8 protein-coding genes are annotated in these 12,117 nt (G+C 44.1%); 4 read left to right on the plus strand and 4 right to left on the minus strand.

All coding sequences use genetic code 11. The annotated features are described in order from the left end of the window. Positions 1-38: 38 nt before the first annotated feature. Together AC6H3C_RS14840 and AC6H3C_RS14845 are read right to left on the minus strand one after the other, a co-directional pair. Positions 39-263 (minus strand): hypothetical protein, encoded by a 225-nt coding sequence (locus AC6H3C_RS14840; protein WP_497516185.1) that lies wholly within the window; start codon positions 261-263, stop codon positions 39-41. A 74-nt stretch (positions 264-337) separates the two neighbouring features. Further along, complete coding sequence (locus AC6H3C_RS14845) at positions 338-931, minus strand: RNA polymerase sigma factor (protein ID WP_423127943.1); 594 nt, start codon at positions 929-931, stop codon at positions 338-340. A 152-nt stretch (positions 932-1,083) separates the two neighbouring features. Here AC6H3C_RS14845 and uvrA point away from each other — a divergent pair, with 152 nt between their 5' ends. Together uvrA and AC6H3C_RS14855 are read left to right on the plus strand one after the other, a co-directional pair. Then, on the plus strand, positions 1,084-3,885 hold the full coding sequence (uvrA, locus tag AC6H3C_RS14850; RefSeq protein ID WP_497516186.1) for an excinuclease ABC subunit UvrA: 2,802 nt from the start codon (positions 1,084-1,086) through the stop codon (positions 3,883-3,885). Positions 3,886-4,041: 156 nt separating this feature from the next. Next, the gene (locus AC6H3C_RS14855; RefSeq protein ID WP_497516187.1) at positions 4,042-5,823 is read left to right on the plus strand and encodes a hypothetical protein; all 1,782 of its coding nucleotides are present in this window, start codon (positions 4,042-4,044) and stop codon (positions 5,821-5,823) included. 47 nt (positions 5,824-5,870) lie between these two features. On the opposite strand, the gene AC6H3C_RS14860 is transcribed toward AC6H3C_RS14855, so the two are convergent. Next, positions 5,871-7,223 (minus strand): MATE family efflux transporter, encoded by a 1,353-nt coding sequence (locus AC6H3C_RS14860; RefSeq protein WP_497516188.1) that lies wholly within the window; start codon positions 7,221-7,223, stop codon positions 5,871-5,873. A 105-nt stretch (positions 7,224-7,328) separates the two neighbouring features. Here AC6H3C_RS14860 and AC6H3C_RS14865 point away from each other — a divergent pair, with 105 nt between their 5' ends. Beyond that, on the plus strand, positions 7,329-7,877 hold the full coding sequence (locus AC6H3C_RS14865) for a HEAT repeat domain-containing protein (RefSeq protein WP_497516189.1): 549 nt from the start codon (positions 7,329-7,331) through the stop codon (positions 7,875-7,877). A gap of 83 nt (positions 7,878-7,960) precedes the next feature. Then, the gene (locus AC6H3C_RS14870; RefSeq protein WP_497516190.1) at positions 7,961-8,938 is read left to right on the plus strand and encodes a PorP/SprF family type IX secretion system membrane protein; all 978 of its coding nucleotides are present in this window, start codon (positions 7,961-7,963) and stop codon (positions 8,936-8,938) included. On the opposite strand, the gene AC6H3C_RS14875 is transcribed toward AC6H3C_RS14870, so the two are convergent. Further along, entirely contained in the window at positions 8,935-12,111 is a 3,177-nt protein-coding gene (locus tag AC6H3C_RS14875) for a PKD domain-containing protein (protein WP_497516191.1), read from the minus strand. The two genes, AC6H3C_RS14870 and AC6H3C_RS14875, sit on opposite strands and share 4 nt — an antisense overlap. Between the last annotated feature and the right edge of the window lie 6 nt (positions 12,112-12,117).

Here is a 12,117-nt window from a genome sequence, read left to right on the forward strand (position 1 = left end):
TTGTCAAGATGCTTTACAATACATGCTGATTTTTTTTATCAGTTTAAATTCATTTCAACATAGCCAATCGATGTTGTTTCTTCTGTGCTAAACGATTTCGCAAAATCCAAAATGTTTTGAAGCACCCGCTTTGAGGGTTGGTACTTCTTCTTCCCGGTTTTTTTTAACATCCCTATTTCCTCCAGCTTTAGTTTCTGTCCCAATTCACAAAATCCGTCTTGGCAAGTGTAGAATAAATTCATTAAAGTAAAATTTTCTTCCATAGGCTAATTTGATTTCTTTTTGTTCAACCCATTTATCAAACGCCTAAAACAGAAAAATATTGCCTTAATAAATGTTAATTCCTTGTCAACAACAGATTATTTTTTTCGATGATTTTCCTCAGGTTAATTAAAGCATAACGCATCCTCCCCAATGCGGTATTAATGCTTACGCCCGTCTTGTCAGCAATCTCTTTAAAACTCATCCCCAGGTAATGTCGCATAATGATCACCTGACGCTGATCCTCAGGCAATTCGTCGATCAACCGCCGTACATCAGTCCGAATCTGATCGCAGACCAACTGATCTTCGATATTATCATCTGAAAATCTGGCTGAATTGAACAAATCAAAATCAGAATCTTCATTTGATGTGGTATTCAACAGCTTCTCTTTCCTGAAATGGTCGATAATCAGGTTATGGGAAATACGGAGCACCCAGGATATGAATTTCCCGTTTTCCGTGTATTTACCTGTTTTTAGAGAACGGATTACTTTTATAAAAGTATCCTGGAAGATGTCTTCAGCCAATTGCTGATTCTTGACGATCAAAATGATGTAGGTATAAACTCGATTCTTATGCCTATAAATCAAGCTTTCGATAGCCGACTGATCGCCACCAATGAATTTTTGGACGAGCATATTGTCGTCCGTCGTAGTCATACTGAACATTACTTTCTATTTAATTTTAAACAAAAAAGTAAAATTCGTCTATAGGCAATCAGTTTTAAGAATGAGTAAAAGATTTCATTAATTTTGCAAGAGCTAAATTGGAATATTTTTGTTAAAAAAACAAATTTTCCTGGCAAAAAATACTCAAATCAATGACAAAAGACAGTATTTCGACTAAAAGTATCTACATAAAAGGAGCCCGTGTTCATAATTTAAAAAATATTGAACTTAAAATTCCACGAAATAAATTGATTGTCGTAACTGGCCTTTCCGGTTCCGGCAAATCGTCTTTGGCATTTGACACGCTTTATGCCGAAGGCCAGCGCCGGTATGTTGAAAGCTTATCGTCATATGCTCGGCAATTCCTGGGCCGGATTAATAAACCGGAGGTTGACTTTATAAAAGGAATTCCACCTGCCATCGCGATCGAGCAAAAAGTAAACACCCGAAATCCGCGTTCTACGGTAGGAACGTCCACCGAGATTTACGATTACCTCAAGTTGCTGTATGCACGAATCGGCAGAACAATCTCTCCTGTTTCAGGAAACGAAGTGAAACGCCACCAGGTTGATGATGTGGTTGATTATCTGCGTTCTTTCCCCGAAGAAACCAGGTTAATGATTTGTGCTCCATTGCAGGCAAAAAATGGCCGGTCGGTTTTAGAAGAAGCAGAACTGCTGCTGCAACAAGGCTTTTCGCGCGTTGAGACGCCAAACGGTATCCAACGCATCGACGAACTATTGAAAGAAAATTCGACCGGTTTTTGCTCCGGCAGCTGTAACCTGGTTATCGACAGGTTGCAAGCCGCTCAAGACGAAGATAATATCAGCCGGATGGCAGATTCGGTACAAACCGCTTTTTTTGAAGGACGTGGCGAATGTATTATCAAAGTATACCAGGAAAACCAGGTACTGGAAGAGAAGTTTTCAAACCGCTTTGAAGCGGATGGAATTACATTTGAAGAGCCCACAGAACACATGTTCAGCTTCAACAATCCGGTTGGCGCATGTCCTGCCTGTGAAGGTTACGGAAAAGTTATCGGCATCGACGAAGATCTGGTAATTCCAAACAAATCGCTGTCGGTTTACCAGGATGCCGTTGCCTGTTGGAAGGGAGACAGCATGAAACTCTGGAAAGAACGTCTCATTCAAAATGCCGGCCGTTTTGGTTTCCCCATTCATAAACCATTCTACGAACTTAGTCCGGAACAACAACAGTTACTATGGAAAGGCAATGCTTACTTCAAAGGCATCAGCGCTTTTTTTAAAATGCTGGAAGAAAAAAGTTATAAAATTCAGTACCGCGTCATGCTTGCCCGGTATCGTGGCAAGACCACCTGTCCCGACTGCCGCGGAACACGATTAAAAAAAGAAGCCGGTTATGTAACGGTTGCCAATACGGCTATCCAGGATTTAGTATTAATGCCCGTGAATGAATTACGCGAATTTTTCAGCAGTATCCGGTTAACTGAACATGAACAAAAAATTTCGAAACGGATTTTAATTGAAATCAACAGCCGACTGGATTTTTTGTGTGATGTCGGATTAGGATATCTAACCCTTAACCGGTTGTCATCAACGCTTTCGGGCGGAGAATCCCAACGGATCAACCTGGCCACCTCGCTGGGATCCAGCCTGGTTGGTTCACTTTATATTTTGGATGAACCCAGCATTGGGCTTCATCCGAAAGATACCGAACGCCTGATTCATGTTCTTCGAAAACTGCAAAAAATCGGGAACACGGTGCTGGTTGTTGAACATGATGAAGAAATCATCCGCGCTGCAGATGAAATTATTGACATTGGCCCCAAAGCCGGAGTACATGGGGGAGAACTGGTTTTTCAGGGCAATCACCTGCAACTTGCAGATGCAAAAAACAGCCTGACTGCCGATTACCTGAATGGCACCAGGAAAATTGAAACACCACGGTTACGACGTAAATGGACTGATTTCATCGAGATCATAGGCGCCCGTGAAAATAATCTCAAAAACATTGCCGTCAGGTTTCCGCTGAACACAATTACCGCGGTAACCGGGGTGAGCGGCTCGGGAAAGTCAACCCTTGTCAGCAAAATTCTTTATCCGGGAATAGCCAAAATACTGGGAGGCTACAGCGAAAAAACCGGACAGCACGACGCCATTAAAGGAGATATTAACCGGCTGACCGCCGTTGAGTTTGTTGACCAAAACCCGATTGGAAAATCATCCCGCTCAAATCCGGTAACCTATCTGAAAGCATTCGACGAAATCCGAAAATTATACGCTGATTTACCGGCGGCAAAATACCAGGGATTCAAACCGGCCCATTTTTCATTTAATATTGAAGGGGGCAGGTGCGAAGAATGCCAGGGGGAAGGCGAAATTAATGTCGAAATGCAATTTATGGCCGACGTACACCTGGTATGTGAAAGCTGCCAGGGAAAACGATTTAAGGATGAAATACTTGAAATCGAATACCGGGGAAGAAGCATTTACGATGTTTTGGAAATGACAGTGAATGAAGCCATTGATTTTTTCGCTAACGGAAAGAGTTCGACCGAAAAGAAAATAGCAAAAAAACTGCAACCACTAAAGGATGTTGGTCTCGGATACGTAAAACTTGGTCAAAGTTCGTCTACCCTTTCGGGCGGAGAAAGCCAACGGGTAAAACTGGCCGCTTTCCTGGCAAAAGAGAAAGATTCTCCAACCCTGTTCATTTTTGACGAACCAACAACAGGGTTGCATTTTCATGACATCAAAAAATTATTGATTTCTTTTAATGCACTGATTTCAAGAGGACACAGTATTATCATTATTGAACATAATCTGGATGTCATCAAATCGGCTGATTGGGTGATTGACCTGGGACCGGAAGGAGGTAAAAACGGCGGGGAGGTCATTTTTGAAGGGAAACCCGAAGATTTGGCCAGATCAGCCAACTCTTTCACCGGTAATGCGCTGATTGGCAAACTCTAAAAAAGGAGCAAGCAATTTAGATTGATTATTGGCGGTAAAACCCCAAAAACCCTTATCTTTACGCCCGTAGAGCAGAATGGGAATAGCGTTGATTGAATTAAAAGGGTATTAACTCTCTTTTGAAAAACCCTCTCCTGTTTATTTAAACCGACAAAAATGAATTTTAACAAACACAGCTTTCATATTCCGGTCATGGGGCTAGGCTATACTGTTGATACGCCTGTAAAAGTAGCCCATCTGGGAATTTCATCCGTTATTTCGATTGTAGATGATTTCTTAATCGAAAAAATGCGCGAGTTTTACAGCCTCAAGTTTGATCTTCCTTTTAATGAAATATCAACAAAAGCCGAAGACTTCAGGGCAAAACGGATTACTGCTTACCTGAACATGATCGATAAGCTTGTTCACGATAAATACGAAGAGCTTATTGCCAATTTCCATAAAAAAGGGAGTGAACTTGAAAAATACTTCGAGCTGTTGCCAGATGCAAAAAGTATCCGCGAAAAGTTTAATCATGCACTGGAAAGTAAGAATCTGACGGATGTAAAAAACTGGCTGCGTAACAACCTGGCCAAAGGCTGCATTGATGTGAACATCATGACCAAAGTGGACAAGGTAAACTACAAAGACCAGGTAGCGATGCCGACAGAATTCAATGACGCTCATGCCGCCCTGCGCGGATTTGCCAACAGCACCCTGTCTTCATCACTGGTACTTTCAGCCGGGATGAGTCCGCGCCTGTACAGTTACATCGAAAATTTTGATGACTTTTACCCCGATGCTGAAGGCCGGCTAAAAAAGAAAATCACCCTTAAGGTAAGCGATTTTCGCTCGGCCATGGTACAGGGACGTTTTCTGGGGCAAAAAGGAATCTGGGTTTCCGAATACCGGGTTGAATCGGGCTTAAATTGCGGCGGCCACGCTTTTGCCACTCAAGGATACCTGCTTGGTCCTATTTTAAATGAATTCAGGGAAAAACGGCAGGAGCTGTTGGATACCACCTTTGCGGTGTACCAAAAAGCGCTGGAAAAAAAAGGCAAAACAGTATTGCAGAAAGCTCCCGACATGAAAATCACGGCGCAGGGAGGTGTTGGAACAAACGAAGAACACAATTTTTTACTCGACGAATACCAACTCGACAGCATTGGCTGGGGTAGCCCGTTCATGCTCGTTCCCGAAGCCGTGAATATTGACAAAGAAAGTTTAGAACTGCTTCGGAATGCAGGCGAAGACGATGTATACCTGAGCGACGCCTCACCACTGGGTATCCAGTTCAACAATATACGCGGAACCAGCCAACAAGCACAAATCAGGAAGTATTTGGACAAAGACAAAGCCGGATTTCCGTGTGCAAAACGTTACCTGGTTTTCAATACCGAATTTACCGAACAGCCTATTTGTACAGCTTCGCGCCAATATCTGAAGAAAAAAATCAGCGAGGTAAAAGAAAGCGGCTTGCCTGAACAGGAACAACAAAAACAAATCAGCCTGCTCACTCAGAAGGAATGTTTATGTGAAGGTTTAACCAACTCAACCTACCTCGCAAACGACATCACCCCGGACAGTTCACGCATAGGTGTCAGCATCTGCCCCGGGCCCAACATTGCTTATTTCAACCAGGTAGTCTCGCTGAAAGAAATGGTACACCACATTTACGGCAAAGTAAATTTGCTAAAAGGAGTAAAACGCCCCAATCTGTTCATAAAGGAGCTGAGAATGTATGTTGATTACCTGGAAAACAAACTGGCAGAGTTCGGACAGAGCCACGATGAAAAGCAATCATCTTACTACCGGGTATTCAGAAAAAACATGCAGGATGGCATTTCCTATTATAAGCAGTTATTCACCAAATACGACAGTAAGCTCCAGGAGATGAAAAAAGATGTTTTGGCTGAACTGGAAAACATCAGTAAGAAACTGGAAAACATCAAAATTTAGCCGTTACCGATACGTTTATTTGATTTAATTTCGGAAGAAGATCCGACTTAAACATTGGATGTGGCAACCGACAATTGCCGCCATTCGCGAGATATAAAATAAGTCACAATCAGGGCTGAACAGGTATCCGAAATTGGCATAGCCACCCAAATTCCGTTGAGATCAAAGAAATTTGGCAAAATAAACAACAAGGGAATCAGAATGATCACCTGGCGTAAAAGCGTCAGCAGTGTTGCAATCTTAGCTTTTCCAACAGACTGAAAGAAGTTTCCGACCACCACCTGGAAACCGACAAACGGCAATGCAAACAACCCCATACGAAGACCTTGTCTGCCAATCACGAGCAGTTCAGGGTCTTCGGCGTTAAAGAAGCGGACAATGGTATCCGGGATAGCTTGTACCAAAGCAAAAGAAACAATTGAAATAAGGGTTGCAGCAATCATTGAAATACGCAAGGTGTCTTTTACCCGCATATGTGCATTTGCACCAAAGTTAAAGCCAATAATCGGCTGCGACGCCATATTGATGGCAACAATGGCCATGACGATCATGGTCAGCACCGAATTGATAATTCCCATGGCGCCCACAGCCAAATCGCCCCCAAACCTGATCAATTTGGTATTGATAAGCCCCTGGACAACCGAATTGGCGATCTGCATAAAAAAAGGCGCCATCCCGATCGCCAAAATCTCGTTGATAATCCCGGCATCAAGTTTAAAATATTTTGAGCGGATTTTAAGGACCGACCGGTTGCTGCGAAAATGCAACAATACCCAGGCCGATAGCACCATCATGGAAATGACCGTTGCATAAGCGGCCCCTTTTACTCCCATATCCAGCCAGAAAATAAAAATCGGATCTAAAATAATATTCGTTCCGGCGCTGATCAGCATCGAATACATCGCAATTCGCGCATTTCCCTCCGAGCGGATGACATTGTTCAGCGAAAAACCAACTACCTGAAAAACAACCCCAAACAGAATAATATTAAGGTATTCATTGGCAAAATCAACTGTTTCAGCGGTTGCGCCAAACATTTTCATCATCGGGTCTTTAATCAAAAACCCGATCAGGGTAATCAATCCCGAAGCTATAATCATCAAAACAAGGCTGTTTCCAATCACGTGTTCTGCTTTGTTCATATCCTTTCGTCCCATATTGATTGAAACCAATACGCTGGTACCAATTCCGATCAACAGCCCAAAAGCCATCATAATCAGCATCACCGGAAAAATAACGGAAATACCGCTTAGCGCCAGCGATCCGATCCCCCGACCAATGAATATCCGGTCGACGATATTATATAAAGCATTAACAAAAACACCGATAAATGCAGGAATAAAATATTTCAACATCAGACTGCCGATATTCGACTCTCCTAACTCTCTCGTTCTATCCATGTAAAAAATTTGTGCAAAGGTAAACAATCAGGCGTAAAAACCGGAATATATGACTTCTTGTTGTATTTTTGAAAAGATTACTTTTGCATCCCAAACTTGAATCAAATGAATACAGAATTCTCAAAAAAACTAAATAACGAAATAATCAGCAGGCTGAAGTCTGACAATTTGGAACTGGTAACAGAAACGCTTAATGAGTTAGGAGAAACAGGGAACTCGGCTTATATTCCCTTCTTGATTGAACTGTTGCATACCACAGATCAGCAAGAAATAAAACAGCGAATTTCCCGCTTATTGGCCGAATTGAAACACAGCGACGCCATCCCGCTCATCATAGACGCCATCCGAAACAAACAATACGGCAACGAGTTGCACTTTTTAGTTTCGGCCTGTTGGGAAAACGGGATGGATTACCGCAATTACCTCTCCCTTTTTACCGACTTAGTGATCGAACACGACTTTATTGTCGCTTTCGAAGCCCATACCGTAATTACGAACATGAGCGGGAAGATTTCGAACGAAATTTACGAAAAGGAAAGCCGGAAAATTAAAGAAGCGATCGTGGACGCAGGCGAAGAGAAAAAACAATTGTTACTCGATTTGCTCGATTTTTTACCCGAACTTGAAGCAGGTATAGAACCTCAGCAATTTTAGAATGTTCGTCATATTTAGGATTTCAGCTCAGAATAACTAATTTTATCAGGAAATCGACTATGCTGAAACCTTAAACTGGCCATGTGAAAAATGTACCCGTATTCTTTTTGCTGTTTTTATTTTTTTTTCAAGCCGGTATGGCACAGGATGCCGAATATTCGCAGTTTTATGCCAATCCGGTTTACCTGAATCCGGGCTTTACCGGCACGTCGGCTCTGCCCCGTTTCGCGGTAAATTACCGTAATCAATGGCCTCAACAAGGGAATACCTTTGTCAATTACAGTATTTCGTTCGACAGCTATATCGACAAACTTAACGGAGGCTTAGGTTTTCAACTGCAAAATAACCGCGAGTTAAACGGTATTGTAGAAAATACCTCGCTGTATGGTTTCTATTCTCATCACATCAAAATAAACAACTGGTTTTTTGTTGATGCCGGACTACAGGCTGGATTTTCCTATAAAAAATTAGATTACGCAAAATTGATTTTCCCGGACATGATTAACCAACTCACCGGGGAACGATACCTGGGAGCATCCGACCAGCCTGAAAACTCCAGTTTACTTTACCCCGATTTCGGAATTGGTTTTCTGGCCCAGTATGAATCGTGGTTTGGCGGCATCAGCCTGAATCACCTCACCCAGCCTCACGAATCTGTTTTTATTGGCGATCAGCGCGGAAGGCTCCCATTGAAGCTGACTGTTCATGCCGGAGCAAGAACTCATAAATTGCACCGGGGATTGTTGTCGAAAGAATACACCGTTTCGCCCAATATCATTTACCAGCAACAAGGCGATTTCAAACAGCTTAACCTGGGAATTTATATCCTTGAAAAATCGCTGGCCGGAGGGATCTGGTATCGTCAGAATTCGGGATTTCAACCGGATGCCGTTATTTTCATGCTGGGTGTCATGCGCGAAAAATTTAAAATCGGGTACAGTTACGATCTGACCTTATCCCGCTTGTCAAATTACTCAAATGGCGCCCACGAAGTGTCGTTAATTTTTTTTACGGGTGAAAAAGCGGCAAACCGAAAGTCGCTGCTAATCCCGTCGCTTTAATAAACAAGGGTAACGGTGCCTGTTTGCCGGTGTTGTTTTTCCAAAACATCCTGGTACGAAAGCACCCAAACATAGGAACCGGCTGGCGCATTCTGCCCGTTTTTCATTTTAGCATCCCAACCGGTGTATTTATTCTTCGACTCAAAAATAAGTTCTCCCCATCGGTTAAAAATTTGCATCAGATAGCCCTGCTCGTGAATCGCTTCTGACGACAACAGAAAAACATGGTTTTCAGGATTGGAACTGTTCGGGCTAAAGCCGTTTGGCGGATAAAGTTTATCGGGCGCCACCAATAGCAGGCGGCTGACCGTATCGGTACACAATTCGTTATTTTCGGCCACCAGTTGCACCGTAAACCATCCGACTTGCTCATAGGCATATTGCGGCTCAAATTCTTCGGAATACCCGCTGCCATCACCAAAATCCCAATAAAAGGAAGATGCGCCCCTGCTGGAATTGGAAAAGCTAAAAAACGGATCTGTAATGATTCGTTCGGTCTGGTCGGGCTCAAAACCGGCCAGAGGTTGCGGATATACGTAAACGGGATCTTCGAGCCAGGCGATATCCGGGCAACCCGTTACGGCGGAAGTGGTCCTGACGTATACCGGGAATTCGGCATCAGGCGTTGTAAACGTATGGACCATTTCGGCATCTCCTGAAATATTTTCTCCCTGGCTGAAATTCCATGAGTAGCTTAGTTCATCCACCTGTTCCTTTGGCGAAGCGGTAAAAACCACCGCCAGGGGAGAACAACCGACCAACTGATCTGCCGCTATGCTTACCCAGGGTTTTCGTTTGAATGAAAAATACGCCGTTTCGCTTGCGCAACCATACAACGAAATGACTCTGAGTCCGACTGTGCTTTGTGGTTTGTTTTGCAGGCTGATTGTCAACGGCCCGGCTGTTTGTCCCGGATCCTGTATAATTTCGGTTGCATCCAGCGACGACAAGTCCCAATAGTAAGTATCCTGATTATTTCCGCTACCGGTATAGTTCACTTCAAACTGATGCGGGTAACAGAATCCGGGATCGATATCTGTTTCGACCGTAGGAATTGGCCTCACTTTGATGAAATCTTCAATCAACCCAAAATTTTCGCATCCCTCGGCCGACCGGATCCAAAGCCCGACATCATAAAATCCGTCATCGCGGTAAGTATGTTCAGGGCTTGAAGACCCGCCGGTCTGATTGTCGCCAAAATACCAGGTATACTGGTCGATCGGTTCAGTGGTTTCCGCTTCAAACCTCACGGCTAACGGCTCACAACCATCGGTATAATCGGCCTTGATTTTCAGGTTCGGCGTAATTTTGATATGTTCCCACCTGATCTCGCTCGAACAGCCGTTTTCGCTCACCATAAGGCCTAATTCGCGTTTATCCGACTCTCCGTAACCCAAATTGATCACGGTTTCGGCCAGTCCGATTCCGGAAGCGTACAAGGTATCGGGAAAATACCAGTTATAGCTGGCCGACGATGTGGCATCGCCCAGGTAATGCACCTGAAGGTTATAACCATAACAGGCCATGGAATCAACACTGAAACCGGCATCCGGAATTTTATTAAAATGCAGCCAAAGAGAATCTTCCGTCATGCAGCCGTAGTCGTCGGTTACCCGGGCAAAAACCTGGTATGCTCCCCGGGAAGCCGCCTGTACAGGCGATTGCGTAGCCTCCGGCAAATCAATGGTTAAGCCGGGGGTTTCTGACCACCAGAAAACCGCCCCTTTATCTTTTTCGATTTTCAGTTCTCCATGCAATAAGCCGCAATACAAGGTGTCGGTACCTGTCAGGTCAATTTCAGGGTATTCATGCACCCTTACCCCGATCGCATCCGAGGAAGAACAGGCATACTCGTTGGTTACGTATACCTGGTAATAACCGGTCTCACCGGTCTCCAACACCTGCCCGGTATAGCCGGTATTCCACAGGTACGATGCCTGGGTTCCGGCGTCAAGTCTGACCGATGCTCCCGCGCACAGATGAACATCGTCACCCAAATCAATCACCGGAACCGGTTTAACCTGAAGTTTAAAAAAAGCCGAGTCAACACATCCGTCATAATGCGCCATAAGCTTATAATTGGTTGAATCCAACGGGTATGCTCCGGGGTTTGATGAAAACGGATCATCCAGCCCTTCTTTGGGAAACCATTCATAATCTCCCGGAAACGAATGATTCAGCTTCACCGTATCGTATTGACACATGGTTTGCTCAGTAAGCTTATTAAAAATGACTTTCCGCATTTCAATTTCGAGCGAAGCGGAAAGGCTGATTTCCGGGTCGCCGGTCATCCCTCCGTATTCGATGATATAACCTCTTGGCCGGTAGTGCTCCGAAGTAGGACCATCCCCTTCGTTCCGAAGGTCATTCCACGATTTATCTTCTTTTCCCGGATTTTGGTTGATGTGTGCATAATCTTCACCAATTCCGTTATTTGTTTCTCCATGAGCGTTGGTTGGTTCGCCACTACTCCAAAATGAAAAAAGGCCATTAATTGAAACTCCGTTAGCCAGACCTCTCCAGAATAATGTGCCGGCTTCCGGACCGGTTACCCACCGCCAATCGCCTTCCGCCGCGGCATCAGAAGCGCCGATCCAACCCACTCCTTTTACTTTGGTCCAGATAAAGTCGTTTTCTTCTTTTGAAAGAATGGTAACCAAGTAACCTTTCAGACCATAGTACGTTTTTGTTTCCGCCTCTGCACGGGCTTCAGTCCAGGTAATATCCAGGCGGTTGATAAACTGGTAAAAGTGCCCGGTTGAAGGCAGAAAATCCACATCGGTAAGCGTAATGGCAATATGGCGGGTATCCGGTGTTGGTCGTTCCAACAAGTTCACATACTGAATATTCCGGACTGCTTCCTGGTATTCGGCAGCCGTTGCTTTGCCTTTTAGAAACAAGGTCCCGTTGGTTGCATCCCATTCTGCGAGAACAGGCCCGACGGGATTGTATTTTAACAAGTCTTCACCCCGAAAATAATTGGCAATCGAAATTTTTAAGCCTCCGGTTATCGAATCTCCGGTAATGCTGACGCCATCGCCTAACGCGACAGAATCCTTGCAAAACCGGAGCGGGGTATTGTACGGATTTTTAATCTGGAGCCCGCCATCCTGGCCTGATGCAAACGCGTTAAAAAAAATAAGGTAAAGCAAGGTTAATAAAAGCTGTTTCATCAGGCC

The organism is Gaoshiqia sp. US2 (assembly GCF_059705485.1).